Source organism: Sphaerisporangium sp. NPDC004334 (genome assembly GCF_053602655.1).
In genome coordinates this window covers 1-21,576 of sequence record NZ_JBSGDZ010000001.1, presented here as the reverse complement: position 1 = coordinate 21,576, position 21,576 = coordinate 1, and the positions used below count along the sequence as shown (strand labels likewise).

The window sequence follows — 21,576 nt, the reverse complement described above, 5'->3', positions numbered from 1 at the left end:
CCCGTCGAATACACACGACCGGCGAACCGGGTAGGCGCGCGAAGCTAGGCGCGCCACCGGACGCACCGATTGACTAGGATACCGGATTGCTGGTGCCCTGGTCGAACCGGACGGTACGCCGGGTTGCCGGCCTATTCGGCCGGCCCTGCCGGTCTGGTCGCCTTTCGGGAGCGTCGCCGCCCCCGGGCGGAAGGCTGTGCCGCTTGCCCGTCCTCGCCCGCGGAGCCGTCAAGGGCATCGGTCACACTATCACGACCGCCCTCACCGCTCGCGGCGACCGCGATGCCGCCCTCCTTGACCAGCTTGTCGGAGGAGGCCCTCTCGAGCTTCTCGGCGACGGCCTTCTCCACCGCCATCTTGCCCTGGGTGGCCCTGGGCTCGATGGCCTTGGACTCCACCGGCTCGGTGGAGACGATCAGCCCGCGGCCGTGGCAGCAGTCGCAGGGCGTCGAGAAGGCCTCCAGCAGGCCCTGGCCGACCCGCTTGCGGGTCATCTGCACCAGACCGAGCGAGGTGACCTCGGCCACCTGGTGCTTGGTGCGGTCGCGGGCCAGGCACTCGAGCATGCGCCGCAGCACCAGGTCGCGGTTGCTCTCGAGCACCATGTCGATGAAGTCGACGACGATGATGCCGCCGATGTCGCGCAGCCGCAGCTGGCGGACGATCTCCTCAGCGGCCTCCAGGTTGTTCCTGGTGACCGTCTCCTCCAGGTTGCCGCCCTGGCCGGTGAACTTGCCGGTGTTGACGTCCACCACGGTCATCGCCTCGGTGCGGTCGATGACCAGCGAGCCGCCGCTCGGCAGCCACACCTTGCGCTCCATCGCCTTGGCGATCTGCTCGTCGATGCGGTAGGCCGCGAAGACGTCGCCGTCCTCCCACTTGGTGAGGCGGTCGGCCAGGTGCGGCGCGACGTAGCGGACGTACTCGTCCACCGTGCCCCACACCTCGTCGCCGGCCACGACCAGCGAGGAGAAGTCCTCGTTGAACACATCGCGCACCACGCGCACGGTCAGGTCGGGCTCGGAGGACAGCAGTTCCGGCGGGCTGGCCGACTTGGCCTTGCGCTGGATGTTCTCCCACTGCGCCGAAAGGCGGGCGACGTCGCGGCTGAGCTCGTCCTCCGAGGCGCCCTCGGCGGCGGTCCGCACGATCACGCCGGCGTTCTCGGGCATGACCTTCTTCAAAATGGCCTTGAGCCTGCTGCGCTCCTTGTCGGGGAGCTTGCGGCTGATGCCGGTCATCGAACCGTCGGGCACGTAGACCAGGTAGCGGCCCGGAAGGCTGATCTGGCTGGTCAGGCGGGCGCCCTTGTGCCCCATCGGGTCCTTGGTGACCTGGACCAGCACCGACTGGCCGGACTTCAGGGCCGCCTCGATGCGCTTGGGCTGGCCCTCCAGGCCCGCGGTGTCGAAGTTGACCTCACCGGCGTACAGGACGGCGTTGCGGCCCTTGCCGACGTCGATGAAGGCGGCCTCCATCGACGGCAGGACGTTCTGCACCTTGCCCAGGTAGACGTTGCCGACGTAGGACTGGCTGGCCTCACGGTTCACGTAGTGCTCGACGAGGACGCCGTCCTCCAGCACCGCGATCTGGGTGCGGTCGCCCTGGCGGCGCACGACCATGACCCGCTCGACGCTCTCGCGGCGGGCCAGGAACTCCGACTCGGTGATCACCGGCGGGCGGCGGCGGCCCTGCTCGCGGCCCTCGCGGCGGCGCTGCTTCTTCGCCTCCAGGCGGGTGGAGCCGCGGAAGCCCTGGACCTCGTCCACCGACACCGGACGGCCGGCCCTGGGCGCGCGGATGCGCACCACGGTGTTCGGCGGGTCGTCGACGGTGGCCTCGCCCTCGTCCCCGCCCCTGCGGCGGCGACGACGGCGGCGGCGGGAGGTGCCGGATTCGTCGTCCTCGTCCTGGTCACCGGCGGCCTCGGCGGCCGGCTGCGCCTGCTCGGCGGAGGCGTCCTGCCCGTCCTCGCCCGCGTCCTCGGAGTCGTCGGCCTCGTCGTGCTCGCGCACCTTGCGGCCGCGACCTCCCCTGCGGCGGCGACGGCGGCGACCGGCCGCGTCGTCCTCCTGCTCGTCGTCCTCGTCGGAGTCGGCCTCGGCGAGCTCCGCGGCCTCGGCGGCGTCCTCGACCTCGGCGGGCTCGGGCTCGGGCTCGGGCTTCGCGTGGGGCCGGGGCTCGGGCACGTGCGGCACGGCCGCGCGCGGCTCGGGCGCCTGGAAGATCGGCTGGAACACGGCGGCGGGGGCCTGGAAGGTGACGGCCGGAGCGATGCGCGCCTCGGAGACGGCGCTCAGGCCGAACGGGTCGGCGAACACCGCGCCCTGCGGACGGGCCTCCTCGGCGACGTCCTCACCGGCGGGCTCGTCGTCCAGCGGCTCCTCGGCGGGAAGCGCCTCGATGATCTCGGGCGTGACCTGCTCGGACACCGCGGGCGGCGCCTCGGCCGCGGCGGCCGGCGGCTCGGCGGCGACGGCACGCTCCGCCGGAGCCTCGGCGGCCTCGGCGGCCTTCCTGGTGCGCCTGCGGCGCGCCGGGGCGGCCGGGGCGGCCTCCTCCGGGGCGGCGGGCGCGGCGGGCTCCTGCGCCGCGGCGGGGGCCTCGGCCACGGGGGCCGGTGCCTCCTGCGCGCTCACGGCGGTCTCGTCGATCTCGGCCGGCGCGGCGGCCTTCCTGGTCGTGCGCGTGCGCCGCGTGGCCGCCGGCGCGTCCGGGTCCTTGGCGGTGACGCGGCGCGACCTGGTGGCGCGCTTGGCCGGCGCCTGCGCCGGCTCGGCCCCTTCCTCGGCCCGCGCCGCGGGCACGACCTGCTCGTCGCTCCTCGCGGCCGGCACGATCTCCTCGGCGGACCGCGCCGCAGGCGCCATCTCGGGGTCGGCCTCCGCGCGCGGCGCGGGAACCCCCCCGACGGGCTGGGCCGCCGTGTCGGCGGGGGCCTGCTGCGGAGCCGTCACCCGACCCGAAGCGCGCTCGGGTTCCTCGGGCGGCGGACCGGCCGGGCGGCTCGCCGCCCGGCGCCGGCGGACCGGCTTCGCCTCTTGCTGTGCTGTTGTATCCCCGTCAGGGCCGTAGGCCCCGACAATGGGCTCGTTGTCGAGCATGCGGGCGTTCTCCCGTCAGGCTCCCGGGCGCGTCTCCGCGCCGCGCGGGAGCTCTCGTCTCTCGCTGTGCGCCAGGCCGCCTCGCGGGGCCCGGCACCAAGTCCTATTTGTGGTCAGCGACGTGCCGCACAGCCGGTCCCGACTCGCCGCCGCGCACGTCGCGGTCCAGGTCGAGCGGGTCGGCGGTCCCACCGGTGCGCGCGTCGAGCGGCCCCTGCGCCAGCCGGGTCACCGCGGGGGGTGACGGCGGCGCGAAGTCGGCCACAAGTCGCAGACCCGTGAGCACGTCGTCGGGTCGAACGGCAGGTGTCACGTGCCGTACAACCATACGAAGTATCGCACATGGCGGGCTGGGCTCCCGGCCCGCCGTTTGTTCCGTTCCATCATGGGCCGTCAATGTGACGACGGCCGCTCTGGCGTCGAAGCGGCGCAGGCCCTTCTTGGTCATGCGCTCGACCTCGACACGCTCGGCGGCCAGGAAGAGATCGGCCGCGGCCAGCGCGGCCCGCGGGTCGGCCCCGGACAGGCGGACCTCCCACACCGAGCACTCGAGCCGGTCGGCCAGGCTGCCGGCGCGCGCCTCGACGACGTCGAGCACGTCCAGCCCCGGCGGCAGCGACGCGTCGAGGTCGCCGCGCAGCCGCTCGGGCTCGCAGGGCGTCACGACGCCGATCTCGAGGTATTCGGCCTCGCTCGCCACCCCCGTGGGGGCGGCTCCCGCATAGGAGATCTTCGGATGGGGGGTGAATCCCGCGCTGAAGCCGACCGGGATGCCGGACCGGCGCACCGCTCGTTCGATGGCGCGCGAGATGTCTCGATGGCTGGTGAACCGCAGCCGGCCGCGCTTGGCGTAGCGCACGCGAAGGCGTTGCACCACGGGCGCGGGCGGAGGCCCATCAGGAACGGGGTTTCTCAGTTAAGTAATCCTTTCTCAGATGATGACCGGGTTTCTCTCCTAGTCAACGGCCACGGGCGGTGTTCGCTTCCATCGGGCGCGGCCGGCCGCCCCCGGCGGGGCCGCGGACGAACTCACACCACCGAGAGCGGAAGCAGCTTCCTGCCGGTCGGGCCGATCTGGATCTCGGTCCCCATGGTGGGACAGACACCGCAGTCGTAACAGGGGGTCCAGCGGCAGTCCTCGACCTCGGTCTCGTCGACGGCCTCCTGCCAGTCCTGCCACAGCCACTCGCGGTCGAGGCCGGCGTCCAGGTGATCCCAGGGGAGCACCTCGACCTCCTCGCGCTCGCGGGTGGTGTACCAGTCGACGTCCACCGGCCCGCCGGCCAGCACCCGCTCGGCGCAGGACATCCAGCGCGCGTAGGAGAAGTGCTCGCTCCAGCCGTCGAACCGGCCGCCGTCCTCCCACACGGCCCTGATCACCGCGCCGACCCGGCGGTCTCCCCGCGACAGCAGGCCCTCGACGATGGAGGGCTGGCCGTCGTGGTAGCGGTAGCCGATGGCCTTGCCGTACTCCTTGTCGGAGCGCAGGGCGTCCCTGAGCTGCTTGAGCCGGCTGTCGACGGTCTCGTGGTCGCACTGGGCGGCCCACTGGAACGGGGTGTGCGGCTTGGGCACGAACCCACCGATGGACACCGTGCAGCGGATGTCACGCGAACCGGTGGCCTCGCGCCCCGCCTTGATGACCTTCTTGGCCAGGTCGGCGATGCCGAGCACGTCCTGGTCGGTCTCGGTGGGCAGCCCGCACATGAAGTAGAGCTTCACCTGCCGCCACCCCTGGCTGTAGGCCGTGGTGACGGTGCGGATCAGGTCTTCCTCGGTGACCATCTTGTTGATGACCTTGCGCATGCGCTCGGACCCGCCCTCGGGCGCGAACGTCAGGCCCGAGCGGCGGCCGCCCCGCGAGAACTCGTTGGCCAGGTCGATGTTGAAGGCGTCGACGCGCGTGGAGGGTAGCGACAGGCTGGTGTTGGTGCCCTCGTAGCGGTCGGCCAGGCCCTTGGCGACCTCGGCGATCTCGGAGTGGTCGGCGCTGGACAGCGAGAGCAGGCCGACCTCGTTGAAGCCGGACTCCTTGACGCCGGCCTCGACCATGTCGCCGATCGTGGTGATCGATCGCTCGCGCACCGGACGAGTGATCATGCCGGCCTGGCAGAACCGGCAGCCGCGCGTGCAGCCGCGGAAGATCTCGACGCTGAACCGCTCGTGCACGGTCTCGGCCAGCGGGACCAGCGGCTTCTTCGGGTACGGCCACTCGTCGAGATCCATCACGGTGTGCTTCTGCACCCGCCACGGCACCCCGGACCTGTTCGGCGCGACCCGCTTGATGCGCCCGTCGGGGTGGTACTCGACGTCGTAGAACTTCGGGACGTACACCCCGCCGGTCGAGGCCAGCCGCATGAGCAGCTCGTCGCGGCCGCCCGGCCGGCCCTCGCCCTTCCACTCGCGGATCACCTCGGAGATGGCGATGGCGATCTGCTCGCCGTCGCCGAGCACCGCGGCGTCCAGGAAGTCGGCGATCGGCTCGGGGTTGAACGCGGCGTGCCCGCCGGCCAGCACGATCGGGTCGTCGTCGCCGCGGTCGACCGCGGCGAACGGGATGCCGGCCAGATCGAGCGCGGTGAGCATGTTGGTGTAGCCGAGCTCGGTGGAGAACGACACGCCGAGCACGTCGAAGGCCCGCACCGGGCGGTGGGCGTCGACCGTGAACTGCGGCACGCCGTGCTCGCGCATGAGCGCCTCGAGGTCGGGCCACACCGCGTAGGTGCGCTCGGCCAGCGTGCCGGGCAACTCGTTGAGGATCTCGTAAAGGATCTGGACACCCTGGTTGGGCAGGCCGACCTCGTAGGCGTCCGGATACATCAGCGCCCAGCGGACAGATGCCTCGTCCCACTCCTTGACGGTCGAATTAAGTTCACCACCGACATACTGGATCGGCTTCTGCACGCTGGGCAGGAGCGCTTCCAGGCGGGGAAACAGCGACTCGACAGACATGCGATTAAGGTTAGTTGCTGCCCGCCTCCTCTCGCGCCAGCACACCCGCCCGAAGGCGTGCGCCATGCCCTCCTCCGGGCGTCATCGGGCGCCTCAGAAGGGGCGTTCGCGGATGTGCACGGCCTGCAGCACGCCGAGGGCGATCATGTTGGCGAACGTGGCCGTGCCCCCGTACGACACGAACGGCAGCGGCACCCCGGTGATCGGCATGATGCCGATGGTCATGCCGACGTTGACGAAGGTCTGGAAGGCGAACCAGCACACCACGCCCCCCACCGCCATCGCGCTGAAGCGGTCCTCCGAGCGGCGGGCGATGCGCAGGCCCCGCAGCAGCACCACGCCGAGCAGCGCGACCACGGTGACCGCGCCGAGGAACCCGAACTCCTCCCCCACCACGGTGAAGATGAAGTCGGTGTGCTGCTCGGGGACGAACCGGCCGGTCGTCTGGCCGCCGTGGAACAGCCCCTTGCCGAACAGCTCCCCCGAGCCGATCGCGATCAGCGACTGCGTGCTGTTGTACCCGGCGCCGCGCGGATCGTTGGCCGGATTGATGAACGCGGTGAACCGGGCGATCTGGTACGGCTTGAGCAGGCCGAAGAGCCACACCGCGGCCGCGCCCGCCAGCGCCAGCACGGCCAGCCCGGCGATGTAGCGCTTGCGCAGCCCGGCGAAGATCATGGCCGCCGCCGTGATGACGGCCAGCACCATCGTGGTGCCGAAGTCGGGCTGCAACATGACCAGCCCCATCGCGATGGCCGCCGCGGCGGCGCACAGCAGGAGGTCCAGCGGGCGGGGCCGGTCGGTGCCGGGCACGGGCTCGGCGAGCAGCGCGCTCAGCATGAGGATCAGCGCGGGCTTGGCCAGCTCCGACGGCTGCACCGCGAACCCGCCGCCCAGCAGGATCCACGAATGGGAGCCGTTGATCGTCGACCCGAGCGGCGTGATCACCGCCAGCAGCCCGAGCAGCGACACCCCGTAGACCGCCGGCGCGTAGATGCGCAGCGTCCGCTGGTCGGCCAGCGCCGTGATGCCGCACAGCACCCAGCCGATGGCCAGGTTCAAAACGTGCTTCTTGACCATGCCGGTCGGCGCGCCGGCCGCCCACGTGCGCGTGGACGACCACACCAGCAGCGTGCCGATCACCGACAGCGCCAGGACCGCCACCAGCAGGACGCCGTCCACCCGCCACACCGCCGAGTGCGCCCCCATGGCCCGCCGCACCAGCGACCGGCTCCGCGGGACCAGGGCCTGGCTCACTGCACCACCGTCCCGTCCCTGGTGATCTTCGGCAGCCGGTCGACGGGTCTGCCCCCGGGCAGGGCGGCCTGGCCCTTGATGCCGTAGATGCCCTCCCAGATCTCGCGCGCCGCCGGGGCCGCGGCCATGGCCCCCTGGCCGCCCTGCGAGACCGTGACGACGACCACGAACCGCGGGTCGTTCGCCGGAGCGAAGGAGGCGAACCAGGAGGTGTCCTCCTTGCCGTACACCTCAGCCGTGCCGGTCTTACCGCCGATCTTCACCACGTTCATCGGGAAGCCGCTGAAGGCCCCGGCGGCCGTGCCGTCCGAGGTCACCTCGCTCAGGGCGGCGCGGATGTAGTCGCGGGTCTCCTTGTCCACCGGCAGCCGGCCGGTCACCGGCGCCTTGATCTCCTGCACATGGGTGCCGTCCGGCCGGACGATCGCCTTGCCGATGCGCGGGCTGCGCAGCCGCCCGTCGCCGACCAGCGCGGCGTAGGCGGTGGCCAGCTGCAGCGGCGTGACCAGCACGTCACCCTGGCCGATGGACAGGTTGGCGGCCTCGGCGGCCTTCCACTGCATCCCTTCCAGGCAGTTCTCGTTGGCCAGCCTCTTGAGGTAGGCGGCGCGGCCGGGATCCTTCTTCTCCACCTCGGGATAACCGTTCTTGGCCCGCAGGCAGCTCAGGTGGTGGGTGGCGTCCCACATCGCCTTCTTCCACGCCCGGCCGGGGATGCGCCCCGGGACCTCGCCGGGCAGGTCGATGCCGGTCGCCCTGCCGAACCCGAACAGCTTGGCGGTGGTGGTCATCGGCTCCTTGGGATGCTTCACCGGGGTCAGGCCGCCGTCCCGCTTCCACATCTCGTAGGCCGCCTTGTAGAAGATGGTGTCGCAGGACTTCACCAGCGCCATGTGGAGGTCCAGCGTGCCCAGGCCGATGCCGTGGAAGTTGTGGAACGCCGTGCCGGCGACGTCGTAGACGCCCGGGCAGTCGTACTTGCCCTTCAGCGGATAGCCGTCCCTGATCATCGCCGACACCGAGGACACCTTGAACGTCGAGCCCGGCGCGTACTGCCCGTGGGTGGCGCGGGAGATCAGCGGCAGCCCTGCCTTCTCCGACAGCAGGTGCTGGTAGTCCTTCTCGGAGATGCCGCCCGCCCAGACGGCCGGATCGTAGGTCGGCACGCTGCCGATCGCGATCACCCCGCCGGTCTTGACGTCCAGGACGACGGCCGCGGCGCCGTCGGCTTTGGGGGCGTTCTTCATGGCGTGCGCCAGCGCCTCGTCCACGACCTTCTGCACGTTGGCGTCCATGTTGGTGATCAGGATGTCGCCGGGCACCGGGGAGGTCTGGCGCTCGACCCCGAGCACCTTGCCCATGCGGTCGACCTGCATCCGGCGCAGGCCCGGCGACCCGCGCAGCGCCTCGTCGTACACGAACTCCAGGCCGTCGCGGCCGACCAGGTCGACACCGGAGAAGTTCGCCTTGAGCTTCGAGCGCTTCTTCAGCTCCTCCTCGGTGACCGGCTGGAGGTAGCCGAGCGTCTGGGACGCCCCCGTGCCGAGGGGGTACTCGCGCACGGCCTGCACCTCGGCCATCACGCCGGGGAAGTCCTCCTGCCGCTCCAGGATCTGCAGCGCCTGCCGCGGGCTGACCTTGTCGTCGATCGGGATGGGCGAGTACAGCGAGCCTGGCCAGCACGGGCGCCGCACGTGCGGCCCGCACGGGCGGATGCGCTCGCGCAGCTCCTTGACGGGCCGGCCCAGCACCGCGCCGAGCCGCTCGAGCACCGCCGCGCCGCCGTCGGGCATGCGCTCCACCTCGGCGCGGTCCACCGAGACGACCAGCGCGGTGCGGTTGCGCACCAGAGGCCGGCCGGAGGCGTCCAGAATCGGGCCCCGCACCGCCGGGACGATGACGTCGCGGGTACGCGTCTCGGTGGCCGCCACCACGAACTTCGGGCCGCGCACGACCTGCACCTGCCACAGCCGCACGGTCAGCACCGCCAGCAGGGTCAGCACCAGCAGTTGCAGCACCACAAGGCGGGCGCGGACGCGGTTCACGCGCGCCTCCGCACCGGGTAGGCGCCCGTGGGCACGGCCTCGCGCCTGCCCCGCTCACCGTTGGCGCGGGCGACCACCCAGAACAGCACCACGGCCACCGCCAGGTTGTACATCACCAGCGACGGCCACAGGCCGAGCAGCGCCGTCCAGTCGACGCGGGGATCGCCGAGCAGGCCGCCGATGCCGGCCGCCAGCAACGGGGCGAGCATCACCACGATGATCACCATGACCGCCCCGAAGCCGGGCGCCCGCTCGGCCGCCCGGCCCACCAGGTACCCGGCCAGGCAGAACACCAGCGCGTACTGGCCGATGACGTGAGCGGCCGGCGGCAGCACATCGGCGATCAGGCCGGCGGCGAACCCGACGCCCGCGCCCGCCGCCGCGCCACGGGCCAGGGCGAGCACGACCACCCCCATGAGGATCAGGTCGGGGCCGGTGCCGCCGGGCAGCGGCAGGCGGTTCACGACGGTCACCTGCACGATCATGATGAGGCCGGCGAGCAGCACCATCGCCATCCCTCGCATCACGCCTTCATGTCCTCTCGCCCGCCGCTCCGGCCCCGCCTCACACACGGGGGCTGCTCACACACGCTCTCTCGGCCTCTTGGTCCCGCCCGCCTCACGTGCAGGGGCCGCTCAGCCATTCCCCTTCGCCGCCCGTTTCGCCGCGTCCGGCCGTCCGGACGTCTTCGCCCGCCCGGACGCGACGGACCGGTCCGGCGTCGCGGACCGGCCTGGTGTGCGGGACCGGGGGCCGCGGTGGCCGGACGCGTGAGCGGACCGGCCCGACCGGTCTGACCGGTCTATCCGGTGGGCGGACCGGGGCGGTGCGTGGGCCGGGCTTCCCGGCAGGCCGCGGAGCTTCTCGCGTTCGGCCTCCTGGCCGCCCTGATCACTCCCCGCGCCCTGTTCCCCCCTGTCACCTCTCGCGCCCTGTTCCCCCCTGTCACCTCTCGCGCCCTGTTCGCCGCTGTCGCGTCCGGCGTCCTGCTCGCCCTCCTCGCGCCGGGCGCGGGCCGACGGCGAGGACGACGGCCCCGGCGCGAGCGTCGGAGCTGTGGAGGGCGGCGCCGCCTGCGCGGGGGCCGGAGTCGCGGGAGCCCGCACGGCCTTGCGGGGCGCCGGCGGCAGCATCGCGTCCCGGGGGTCGCGCTGCGGCGCCCGCACCACGACCCCGACCACGTCCAGGGCCCCGAAGTCGACGAACGGCCGGGCGTAGGCCACGCGGGTGAGCTCGCCGGGCGTGGGCTCCACGCGTTCGATGGTGCCGACCGGCAGCCCCGGCGCGTACGGCGTGCCGTTCTGGGAGCCGAAGCTGACGATGCGCCGGCCGACGGTCAGCGTCGCCGTGGAATCCAGCACCCGGAATCGGACCAGCCGTCCCTCGGCCGCGGGTCCGAGCCCGGTCACGACGCCGATCTGGTTGCCGCCCTCCAGCCGCGCCCCCGCCGCCGAGGCCGGGTCGGTGAGCAGCACCACCGTGGAGGTCGACGGGCCGGTGTGCACCACCCGGCCGACCAGGCCGTCGCCGTTCAGCACGGTCATCTCGGTGCGCACGCCGTCACCCCGGCCCGCGTCGATCTCGACGGCGTCCTCGAACCCCGGCACGCCCCGCCTGGCGATGACCTGGGCGGCGACCACGCGGTAGCCGCCGAGCCCGGACAGGCCGAGCATGCCGGACAGCTCGGCCGACCGGCGGCGGTCGAGGTTGTTGGCGGTCACCTCGCGCCTCAGCCGGGCGTTCTCGGCGCGCAACGCCGCCAGGCGCCGCTTGTACTCCGGAGCGGAGGAGAAGGTGTCGATGAACTCGCCGACGGGCCGCACGACGCCCGTGCCGGCCTCCTCGGCGACGCCGAACATCGACGCCGCCACCGAGCGGACGGGCTCGAACAAGGAGTCCTCGCGCTGCCGGTGGTCGATGGTGATCAGGACGAGCGCCGCCGCCAGCAGCAGGCCGAGGATCAACCGCGCGCGGCGGGTATCCCTCATCAGAGTCTCGGCTCCATCAATGTCTCGGTGTCGGTCAGTGTCTCGGCTCCGGCACCAGCACTTGCTGCAGGACCTCGAATTCCTCGACGCACTTGCCCGAGCCGAGCGCGACGGAGTCCAGGGCGTTCTCCACGAGGTGGATGGGCATGCCGGTCTCGTCCCGCAGGCGGTCGTCCATCCCCTTGAGCAGGGCGCCGCCGCCGGTGAGCGCGACACCGCGGTCCATCAGGTCGCCCGAGAGCTCCGGAGGGCACTTGTCCAGGGTCGACTTGACCGCGTCCACGATGATCTTGAGGGGTTCCTCGGTGGCCTTGCGGATCTCGTCGGCCGACACCACGATCGTCTTGGGCAGCCCGGTGACCAGGTCGCGCCCCCGGATCTCGGCGTGGCAGTCGTCGCCGGTCGGGCACGCCGAGCCGATGGCGATCTTGATCTCCTCGGCGGTGCGCTCCCCGAGCATCAGGGAGTACTCCTTCTTGGCGAACGACATGATCGCCTGGTCGAGCTCGTCACCCCCGACGCGGATGGACTGGCTGGTCACGATGCCGCCCATCGAGATGATCGCCACCTCGGTGGTGCCGCCGCCGATGTCGACCACCATGTTCCCGGTGGGCTCGTGAACGGGCAGCCGGGCCCCGATGGCGGCCGCCATCGGCTCTTCGATGATGTAGACGCGCCGCGCCCCCGCCTGGTAACCGGCCTCTTTCACCGCGCGCTGCTCGACGCCGGTGATGCCGCTGGGCACAGCCACGATAATGCGCGGTTTGGCGAAATGGCTGCGTTTGTGCACCCGCTGGATGAAATAGCGCAGCATACGCTCGGTGACGTCGAAGTCGGCGATGACGCCGTCCTTCAGCGGGCGTATCGCCACGATGTTGCCGGGCGTCCGGCCAATCATTCTCTTGGCCTCGATGCCCACAGCCACGATCTTGCCGGTGGTCGTGTTGATCGCGACCACCGACGGCTCGTTGAGCACGATGCCGCGCCCGCGCACGTAGACCAACGTGTTGGCGGTGCCCAGGTCGACGGCCATGTCACGGCCGAGGAATGCCAGCTTGCTGCCCATGGGGAAGGAAACCTTCCTTCAGGTCGTTCGCGAGAGATTACGATTCGCATTCGAATCGTAACGTGACGTACCCACCTGTGAGGGCAACGAGCCGTGCGAGCCGAGAAAAATTGGCGTCCTTTACCGGGCGTCATTGCCGCGACCTGCGCTGACACTCCCACGAGACGCGAAAGGGCCCCGGCGCGCCGCGCCGGGGCCCTTGGGGATCACCCCCGCGTCGAGACCGGGCCTCTGGAGAGCGGCCGTTCTCGACGACGCGGGGCCGGACCTCAGAAGCGGTCCGGGAAGAAGATCTTGACCTCGCGGGCGGCCGACTCGGGCGAGTCGGACCCGTGGACGATGTTCTCGCCGATCTCCAGGGCGTGGTCGCCGCGGATGGTGCCCGGGGCCGACTTCACCGGGTCGGTGGCACCGGCCAGGGCGCGGAACGCCTCGACGGCGCGCGGGCCCTCCAGGACCAGCGCCACCAGCGGGCCGGAGGTGATGAAGTCGACGAGCTCCCCGAAGAACGGCTTCTCGGAGTGCTCGGCGTAGTGGGCCTTGGCCGTCTCGACGTCGAGCGTGCGGAGGTCCATGGCCACGACCTTGAGGCCCTTGCGCTCCACGCGGGCGATCACGTCACCGATGAGGCCACGGCGGACGCCGTCGGGCTTGATCAGGACAAGCGTGCGCTCGGACACAGGTATCTCCTTTGTTGTGTTCACCGGCCGGCGCGCATGGCCGCCGGCGAATTAGGGGAAGCGTGTGCGCAGCTTACCGGCCGACGCCCCCCTCGCCGTCCTTCCCCACCGCCTCCTCCTGGAGGCCGGAACGCCACGAGGGCGGAGATGCGAGTCGACCTCAGCGCAACAGTGGTAGGTGAGCGACCTCAGCGCGAGGGTGAGCTCGGCACGAGGGCGGTGAGGTCAGCGCGAGGGGGGGTGAGGTCAGCGCGAGGGGGGGTGAGGTCAGCGCGAGGAGGGTGAGGTCAGCGCGAGGAGGGTGAGGTCAGCGCGAGGAGGGTGAGGTCAGCGCGAGGAGGGTGAGGTCAGTGGGAGGGTGATGTCAGCGGGCGAATGGGGAGATGAACCGACCTCAGCGGGCGTGGCCGTCAGGACCGTTCGGCCTCGGGGTCTCCTCCGGACAGGAGACCGGCGGTGGGACGGCCGGTAGTTCTGCGGTGTCACCGCCCGAGCCCGGCGGCGGAACGACCGGAAGCACCGCGGTGTCACCACCTGTCGGCCCCTCAGACCCGGCATCCGCCTCGGCGTGCGGCGGACCCGCCGCGGCGTCGGCCGCGCCCCGGCCGGCCCCGGTCGCCGGGTCGCCCGGTGGAGTCACGGGCGGAGCGGAAGAACCCGCCGCCGAAGGCGACCACCCTGGCCGCGGAACGGTGGAACCCGTTGCCGAAGGCGCTCGCCCCGGCGGTGGAACCGAGACACCCGCCGAGGGGACATCCGGGCCCCGTGAATCGGCATCCGGGCGGCCCCGCGAGGCGGCATCAGAGCCTCGTGAGGGGACATCCGAGCCTCGTGAGGGGGCATCCGGGCCCCCTGAGGGGACATCCGTCGAGGGGGAGTCGGCCGCCGGGAAGGGCGCCGTGCGGGACTGCCGACGTGGCGCCACTTTGACGTCGGACGCCTTCGAGGCGGATCTGCGCGGCGACGGCGGCACACCGACGGTCCCCCCGGAATCAGGGGGACGCGTCCCAACCCCCCGACCGGACTCCGGAGAACGCGTCTCACTCGCTCGGCCGGACTGCGGAGAACGCGCCTCACCCCCTCGGCCGGACTCCGGGGAACGCGCCTCAAGCGCCCCGCCGGAGCCCGGGGAACGCGGGCGGGCGAGTGCCGCGCCCAGGACCAGAACGATCACGACGGTGAACCCCGCCACCAGCGCCCAGATGTGCAGCGCCCCGACGAACCCATCGACCATGGCCTCCGAGGTGACCTTCCCCGACGTGCTGACCGCGCGCAGCCGGCCGACCTGGATGCCCGTACCGAGCAGGAAGCCGCACAGGACGGCCGGGAAGCAGAGCGACAGGCCGAAAAGCGACGCGCGGTGCCCGGCGGCCCGGATCGCCGAGGTGACGGCCACGGCCGCGCCCGCCGACAGCAGCGAGAAGGGCACGACCAGCGGCATGCCCGAGGCGGACGGGACGAACAGCCGCACGGCGCACAGCCCGACCACCATGGCGACCAGGCCGCCTCCGACGAGCTTCGGCACCGCCCCGAGCCCGGCCCGCCCGGCCAGCGACGCGGCCACGAGCGTCACCACGGCGGCGAGCCCGAAGCCCGCCCACAGCCCTGAAAGCCCCGGGCCGCCCAGCCCACCCAACTCCACGTACGTCACCTGCGCGGCAGTGGGCAGCACGACCAGGCCGACGGCGACCATCACGAAGGCGACCAGACGGCCGCCGGGGCCTTCCACCCGGCTGAGGCCGGCCACCGCCAGCAGCATCACCACCGCGATGGTCGCGGCGACCAGGATGAGCCCGGACGGCCAGTCGAAGGTCGTGCCGAAGGCCAGCACCGCGATGCCCGCCGACAGCCCCGCGGCCGGCCCGAGATGCGCCCGGCCGCCCGCCCCCGAACGCGCCCGGCCCTCGGGACCGACACGGCCCTCCAAATCGAGACGCGCCCGGCTCTCCGGAGCGACACGACCCTCTGGACCGAGACGCGTCCGACCTCTCGGCCCCGAACGCGCCCGGCCCTCCGAAGCGAGATCGGCCGGGTCGGCGACGGGCACGGCGATGTCGCCACCAACGGCGCCCGTGCCGTCCGCCGCGTCCACCCCGCGGGCCACCTCGGGATGGACCCCGCCGCGGCGCTTGCCCGGGCGGGAACGCAGGCCGCCGCTGTCGCCGCGGTCCCGCTCAGCGCCCCCGTCCGCCCTTCCACGAGCAGAGGGCCGCGCGGACGGGGCGGTGTCGCCCGTCGCGCGCCAGAGCACCGAATGGACGGCCGCCAAGGCGAGCGCCACCCCGGTCAGCAGCGGATACGGCTGAAGGGTCACCCGCCACGACGTCACCGCGTCGAGCGGCCAGAGCGCGAGCGCCTGAGCGGCCAGCAGGCTGACGGCCAGCATGCCGACCCACAGCGGCATCAGCACGTCGCGAGACGCCCCCCGGCGCTCGCTGCTCGCCGCGAACGTCGCCGGGAGCAGGATGCCCGCGCCGATGCCGTGCAGGACGCGCAGCGCCCCGACGGCGAAGGTGGAGTCGGCGAAACCGCCGGCCACGTCGGCCACCGCGAGGCAGGCGAAGCCCACGAGGAGCATGGTCGCCGCGTTGACCCGTCTCAGCGCCGAACCGGCGAGCGGCACCGCGCAGAGCATGACGGGAAGGGCGAGACCGTGGGCCCTGAGGATCCACACCCCGGCGAGGCCGGGCGGGAGCAGCGAGGAGACCACGGAGATGGTGTTGGGCACGGCGACGATCGCCAGCGGAAGCGCGACCGCGATCAGGAGCCCGACGAGGACGTCGAGCGCCAGCGGCAGACGATTGACCCGGCCAACTGTCGCGAGGCCAGCGGCCTGGATGGGGGGTACGGCCATACTGGCCGACTTTAGCGCTAAGTCACTCCCTCGACACGACGAGCGACGAAGATTGCCGTCACCCAAAGTGCCGCGAAGATCACGCCGAGGAAGAACATGATCGGCACCAGGAACCCCGTGGCGATGGCGAGCAGCTGCAGCACGCTCCCGGCGACGTAGGCGAAAGGCCGTTTGAGCAGGCCCGTCACCACGACGCACGCCACCGCCAGCCCTAGGCCGACGGTCACGGCGACGGCCGGGGTCACACCGTTGACCATGATGGCGACAGGTGTGATCAGCCCGAGCACGATGGCCTCCATGCCGAGCACACTGGCGCACAGCCGTCGCATGCCCGGCGTGACGGTGATGCTCACGCCCTCGTCCCTCCCACGACTCCGCGGCTCACTGCTCGGCGCCGGCCTTCAGCAGCAGGCGGGCATCTCCCACGGTGACCACGGAACCGGTGATGAGCACCCCCGCGCCGGCGAACTCGCCGGTCTCCTCCGCCAGGCCGATGGCGATGTCGATGGCGTCGTCGAGCCTCGCCGCCTGGTGGACGCGCTCGCCGCCGTAGATGTCCTCCGCCAGCGCCGCCAGCTCCTCGGGATCCATGGACCGCGTCGAGGAGTTGCGGGTGACGACGATCTCCTCGGTGATGGGTTCGAGCAGCTCCAGCACACCCGCCACGTCCTTGTCGGCCATCACCGCGACCACGGCGATCAGGCGGGAGAAGCCGAACGACTCCTCCATGGCCTCGACGACCGACTCCATGGCACCCGGGTTGTGCGCCGCGTCCACGATCACCGTCGGTCCGCGCCGTACGACCTCCAGGCGCCCGGGCGAGGTGACCGCGGCGAACGCCCTCCGCACCAGGTCGCCGTCGAGCGGGTCGTCGCCGCCGGTCAGCGCCTCGACCGCCGCGAGGGCACAGACGGCGTTCCCGGCCTGGTGCTCGCCGTACAGCGGCAGGAAGACCTCCTCGTACACGCCTTTAAGCCCCTGCAGACGGAGCATCTGACCGCCCATCGCCACCTCGCGGTGCACGACCCCGAACTCCAGCCCCTCGCGGGCGACCGTCGCCCCGATCTCGGCGGCCCGGCGCACCAGCACCTCGGCCGCCGCCAGCGGCTGCTGTGACAGCACGGCGGTCGCGCCGGGCTTGATGATGCCCGCCTTCTCCCGGGCGATGGCCTCGATGTCCGGCCCGAGGTACTCGACATGATCAAGGGAGATGGGAGTGATGACGGCGACGGTGCCCTGCGCCACGCTGGTGGAGTCCCAGGTGCCGCCCATGCCCACCTCGATGACGGCCACGTCGACCGGCGCGTCCGCGAAGGCCGCGTACGCCATGGCCGTGAGCGTCTCGAAGAACGACAGCCGTCCCTGCTGCTGGTCGACGAGCTGAAGGTAGGGCAGGACGTCCTCGTAGACCTCGGTGAAGCGTTCTTCGCTGAGCGGCTCGCCGTCGATGGTGATGCGCTCGCGCATGGAGACCAGGTGAGGGCTGGTGAACCGGCCGACCCTGAGGTTGCGCTCACGCAGCAGGGTGTCGATCATGCGGGCCGTGCTCGACTTGCCGTTGGTGCCGGTGATGTGCACGACCGGATAGGCCCGCTGGGGCTGGCCCAGCATGTCCATCAGGATGTTGATCCGATCAAGGGTGGGATCGATGTCCCACTCCACACCCCGCTGCAAGATCGCCTTTTCGACCGCCTGGTATTCCACACCAGAAGCCTACTGACCGCCTCCGGCCCTCCGGACAACCCACCACCCCACCCGGCCCCGCCCTACCGGCCCCCACGTCCTCACGCCGTCATGGACGAACGCTCGCGCACCTGTCATGCGTGCCCGCCGGACTGTCGGTGGGCCGTCCTACTGTGAGGGAGACACAGGACCCAAGATCAGACAAGAGGCTCCCATGACTACCCTGCCCGATCGGCCGAACACCGCGCTGCTCGTCATCGACGTCCAGAACGGGGTGGTGGCCGGCGCCCACAACCGCGACGGCGTGATCGCCAACATCAACGCCCTGGTCGGCAAGGCTCGCGCCGAGCGCGTGCCCGTGGTGTGGGTGCAGCACTCCGACGACAACATCAAGCAGGGCAGCGAGAACTGGCAGTACGTGCCGGAGCTCGTCCGCGCCGAGTCCGAGCCTCTCGTCCACAAGCACTACGGCGACTCCTTCGAGGACACCGACCTCGCGTCCCGGCTCGCCGAACTCGGCGTGGGCCGTCTCGTCGTGACCGGCGCCCAGACCGACGAGTGCATCCGCTCCACCATCCACGGGGCCTTCGTCCGCGGATACGACGTGACGCTCGTCGGCGACGCGCACACCACCGAAGACCTCAGCGAGTACGGCGCGCCAACCCCGGACAAGGTGATCGCGCACACCAATCTCTACTGGCAGGGGCACCGCGCCCCGGGCCGCCGAGCGGGCACCGTCGACACGGCCGACGTGACCTTCACGACACCCGACGCAACCGACACAACCGACGCAAACTGAGCGGATCTCCACCCCAAGATGAGCCGCACGGCCCCACCCGCCGCCATCTCAGGCTGAGCTCGTGCGCCTTGAGCGAGGCATGAGCCATCCGACGCCACCCTGTGCGCAGGGTGAGCCGCGCGGCCCCACCCGCCGCCAGCCCCGTCCCAAGCTGAGCTCGCACGACGCCACCTTGAACGCGGGGGTGAGCCATCTAACGCCACCCTGTGCGCAGGGTGAGCCGCACGGCCCCACCCGGCGCCGTCCCAAGCTGAGCTCGCGCGGAGCCATTTGCCGTCACCCTGAAGGCAGGGTGATCGGGCGCAGCCGCCATCCGGAGCGCACGGTGAGCCCGCCGAGGGCGACCAGACCACTGATCCTCTTGCCGGTCGCCCTGTGCTCACCAAATCCCTAGGTCCCCTGCCGCTCACCAGGTCGCCCTGTCTCTCGCCACGTCGCCCTGTCTCTCGCCACGTCACTCTGTCTCTTGCCACGTCACGCTGTCTGCCGGTTAACCCCGCTTGTGAGGTGGCCCCCTGCGGCCAGACACGGTCCGTCTCCTCGGGCGGGCAGGTCCACCAGCCGATCCTCGTCCATCGCCGGGTAGGCGCCGAGCTCAGAGGTGGATCACCAGGCCATCGCGCCCTGACGGTCGCGGAAGGTCCCGGTCGGTCCGTCCGTCCCGATGGTGGCGAGTTCGACGATCGCGTCGGTCCCCTCGGCCACTGTCTGCGGGCCGCTGTGACCGTTGAAGTCGGTCGCGGTATAGCCGGGGTCGGCCGCGTTGACCTTCACCTCCGGCCAGGCCTTCGCGTACTGCGTCGTCAGCATGGTCACGGCGGCCTTCGACGACGTGTAAAGCGGCGTGACGACCTGCGACTCGACGCGCTCTGCGTCGTGGGTCACGGCGAACGACCCCATGCCACTCGACACGTTGACGACGACGGGGTTCGCGGACCTGCGAAGTAGTGGCAGGAACGCATGCGTCACCCGGACGATCCCCAGGACGTTGACCTCGAACACCTCGGCGGCGTCAGCGGCCGTGATCTGGTCGGCGGGTTTGCTCGTTCCGTGGATGCCCGCGTTGTTGATCAGAACGTCGATGAACCCCTCGTGGGCTTCGATGTCGGCGGCGGCCGCGGCCACCGACGCGTCGTCGGTAACGTCGATCTGGACGAAACGGGCACCGCCGAGTGCGTCGGCGGCCGCCTGGCCGCGCTCTCGGTCACGGGCTCCGACCAGGACGGTGTGGCCCGCCTCGATCAGCCGGCGGGCGGTCTCGTACCCGAGGGATCTGTTGGCTCCTGTGATGAAGGTCGTGGTCATGCCTTCACTCTCGTGCGGCGACGAGAGGGCAACCAGTGCCCTCCACGACGGTGGGACGGCCAGTACCAGGCACGACGACAATCAAGCGGGCAGGATGGCCGCATGGACGAAACCCTGGGGACGGCGTTGCGCCGCTGGCGCGACCGGCTCTCTCCCATCGACGTCGGGCGCACCGCACGGCGCGGGCGACGTGCTGCAGGGTTGCGACGCGAGGAACTGGCCGAGCTCGCGGGGCTGTCGGTCGACTATGTGGTGCGGCTTGAGCAGGGGCGCGCCACCAACCCTTCGGCGCAGGTCGTTGCGAGCCTGGCCAGGGCGCTGCAGTTGCAACCCATAGAGCGCGACCACGCCTACAAGCTGGCCGGCCTCCTCCCGCCCCGGGAGGGAACGATCTCCACGCACGTCCCGGCGGGGATCCAGCGGATGCTGGCCCGCCTCGGGGAGTTCCCCGTCGGCGTGTTCAGCGCCGACTGGACCTTGCTGTCCTGGACTCCGGCATGGGCGGTGCTGCTGGGTGACCCCAGCGCACGGACGCAGATAGAGCGGAACCTGGTGCGGTCAGTCTTCGCCACAGGGCCGCGAGGACTCGCGGCCTGGCCCGTGCTCCACGACGGTGACGACCTGAAGCGCGCCCTCCTGGCAGATCTGCGCACGGCTCTCGTCGCCCATCCCCATGACCATGGACTGATCGACTTTGTCACGGAAATGCGCTCCAGCAGTACGGAGTTCGCCCGGCTGTGGGACGAGGGCGCGGTCGGCCTCCACGTCTCGGCCCGCAAGACCATCGTGCACCCCCAGGTCGGCGAAGTGACGTGCGACTGCGACGTGCTCACCGTCCCCGGCTGCGACGTCCGGCTCGTCGTCTACACGGTCGCCGCAGGTTCCGCCGACGCGGAGAAGCTGGAGTTCCTGCGCGTCACCAACGGAGTCCCCACCCACGGCTCCGTACCTCCAGTACCCGGCCCGTTCTCCACGCCGTAACACCCCGGCTGGACCACCCCAGCAATGCCGCGGAAGAGGATCACCTGCGGACTCGTTAGACGTGCGCCCGTGACATGCTCGCATCAGTACCAGGAAATAAGACAGCCACAGCTGACCAGACCGCCGCCACCGTAATAACGAATGGGGCCACCCATTGACCAAGCCGGGCGCCCCAAGGTGACAACAGGAATAGCACGCCATCCGATTGGGCTGAGCCGACACCGGAGAATTGGATGCCCACGCCCGGCATGCAAATCGGCCGGCCCGGCAGGTCTGCCCGCGGCGCCGTAAGACGGCGCCCGTACCGACGACCATCCTCCCGCCGTCCCACCCCCACTACCGCTCCGTGTGGCGGACTGACGACCGGGGTAGGCAGCAACGCTCAGACCACCCACACGCATGCCGGGCGGGCCCCATGCGACTTCTCCGGCGGGCCTATCCAATCCTTCGCTTGACGGCACGGCCAGGCCGGTTCCTCTAGTCACGCTTCAGGTGGGGCCTGGGGATGGGTGTGCCGGCGTGAGCGCGTGTCCAGTGTGACGTCGCAGGACGTGACCCAAGACGGTGTCGACTCCACCGACCACCATCCCGCCTCCACTACCGCCGCATCTGACGGACCGACGACCGGGGTGGGCAGCACCCCTCAGACCACCCACCCGTATGCCGGGCGGGCCCATTCGCGTGCCCCCGGGCCGGAACGGATGGGCCCGTTCTCCTGGTCCTGGGTCTTGGGCGGCCTGGGGGATGGGGCTGCCGAGGCGGGCGCCAGGTGTCCGTAACAGCCGGCCGGGGGTCGGTGGCGGAATCACCCCTGAAATGCAGGTAGGCCATCCACACCGTGGATGGCCTACCTTGCACTACA

Annotated in this window: 15 protein-coding genes; 2 read left to right on the top strand and 13 right to left on the bottom strand. The window is 71.4% G+C overall.

All coding sequences use genetic code 11. The features are described 5' to 3' along the window. Window positions 1-131 precede the first annotated feature (131 nt). From ACWEN6_RS00075 to ACWEN6_RS00020, 12 genes are all read right to left on the bottom strand, one after another. Window positions 132-3,104, bottom strand: a complete 2,973-nt coding sequence (locus tag ACWEN6_RS00075; protein ID WP_452568191.1) for an Rne/Rng family ribonuclease — start codon at window positions 3,102-3,104, stop codon at window positions 132-134. Window positions 3,105-3,207: 103 nt separating this feature from the next. Beyond that, window positions 3,208-3,981, bottom strand: a complete 774-nt coding sequence (locus tag ACWEN6_RS00070) for a TIGR03936 family radical SAM-associated protein (RefSeq protein WP_452568190.1) — start codon at window positions 3,979-3,981, stop codon at window positions 3,208-3,210. Window positions 3,982-4,133: 152 nt separating this feature from the next. Further along, window positions 4,134-6,056: a TIGR03960 family B12-binding radical SAM protein gene (locus ACWEN6_RS00065; RefSeq protein ID WP_452568189.1), complete on the bottom strand. Its 1,923-nt coding sequence runs from the start codon at window positions 6,054-6,056 to the stop codon at window positions 4,134-4,136. A 93-nt stretch (window positions 6,057-6,149) separates the two neighbouring features. Continuing rightward, window positions 6,150-7,313, bottom strand: a complete 1,164-nt coding sequence (rodA, locus tag ACWEN6_RS00060) for a rod shape-determining protein RodA (protein ID WP_354853689.1) — start codon at window positions 7,311-7,313, stop codon at window positions 6,150-6,152. Next, window positions 7,310-9,358, bottom strand: a complete 2,049-nt coding sequence (gene mrdA / locus ACWEN6_RS00055) for a penicillin-binding protein 2 (protein ID WP_452568188.1) — start codon at window positions 9,356-9,358, stop codon at window positions 7,310-7,312. Before mrdA ends, rodA begins: the two co-directional genes overlap by 4 nt. Continuing rightward, window positions 9,355-9,882 (bottom strand): rod shape-determining protein MreD, encoded by a 528-nt coding sequence (mreD, locus tag ACWEN6_RS00050; RefSeq protein ID WP_452568511.1) that lies wholly within the window; start codon window positions 9,880-9,882, stop codon window positions 9,355-9,357. Before mreD ends, mrdA begins: the two co-directional genes overlap by 4 nt. 111 nt (window positions 9,883-9,993) lie before the next feature. After that, window positions 9,994-11,346 (bottom strand): rod shape-determining protein MreC, encoded by a 1,353-nt coding sequence (locus ACWEN6_RS00045; RefSeq protein WP_452568187.1) that lies wholly within the window; start codon window positions 11,344-11,346, stop codon window positions 9,994-9,996. A 34-nt stretch (window positions 11,347-11,380) separates the two neighbouring features. Then, a complete protein-coding gene (locus ACWEN6_RS00040; protein ID WP_354853681.1) occupies window positions 11,381-12,412 on the bottom strand; it encodes a rod shape-determining protein in 1,032 nt (343 codons plus the stop codon). A gap of 269 nt (window positions 12,413-12,681) precedes the next feature. Continuing rightward, entirely contained in the window at window positions 12,682-13,092 is a 411-nt protein-coding gene (gene ndk / locus ACWEN6_RS00035; protein WP_354853678.1) for a nucleoside-diphosphate kinase, read from the bottom strand. A gap of 394 nt (window positions 13,093-13,486) precedes the next feature. Further along, window positions 13,487-15,946: a hypothetical protein gene (locus ACWEN6_RS00030; protein ID WP_452568186.1), complete on the bottom strand. Its 2,460-nt coding sequence runs from the start codon at window positions 15,944-15,946 to the stop codon at window positions 13,487-13,489. A gap of 17 nt (window positions 15,947-15,963) precedes the next feature. Then, a complete protein-coding gene (locus ACWEN6_RS00025) occupies window positions 15,964-16,299 on the bottom strand; it encodes a DUF4233 domain-containing protein (RefSeq protein WP_354853673.1) in 336 nt (111 codons plus the stop codon). Between the two features lie 28 nt (window positions 16,300-16,327). Beyond that, a complete protein-coding gene (locus ACWEN6_RS00020; protein ID WP_452568185.1) occupies window positions 16,328-17,650 on the bottom strand; it encodes a bifunctional folylpolyglutamate synthase/dihydrofolate synthase in 1,323 nt (440 codons plus the stop codon). Window positions 17,651-17,843: 193 nt separating this feature from the next. Between ACWEN6_RS00020 and ACWEN6_RS00015 the strand changes: the two genes are divergently transcribed. Beyond that, on the top strand, window positions 17,844-18,428 hold the full coding sequence (locus tag ACWEN6_RS00015) for a cysteine hydrolase family protein (RefSeq protein WP_452568184.1): 585 nt from the start codon (window positions 17,844-17,846) through the stop codon (window positions 18,426-18,428). A 606-nt stretch (window positions 18,429-19,034) separates the two neighbouring features. On the opposite strand, the gene ACWEN6_RS00010 is transcribed toward ACWEN6_RS00015, so the two are convergent. Continuing rightward, a complete protein-coding gene (locus tag ACWEN6_RS00010) occupies window positions 19,035-19,733 on the bottom strand; it encodes an SDR family NAD(P)-dependent oxidoreductase (protein ID WP_452568183.1) in 699 nt (232 codons plus the stop codon). Window positions 19,734-19,835: 102 nt separating this feature from the next. Here ACWEN6_RS00010 and ACWEN6_RS00005 point away from each other — a divergent pair, with 102 nt between their 5' ends. Then, a complete protein-coding gene (locus tag ACWEN6_RS00005) occupies window positions 19,836-20,714 on the top strand; it encodes a helix-turn-helix domain-containing protein (protein WP_452568182.1) in 879 nt (292 codons plus the stop codon). Window positions 20,715-21,576: the final 862 nt, after the last annotated feature.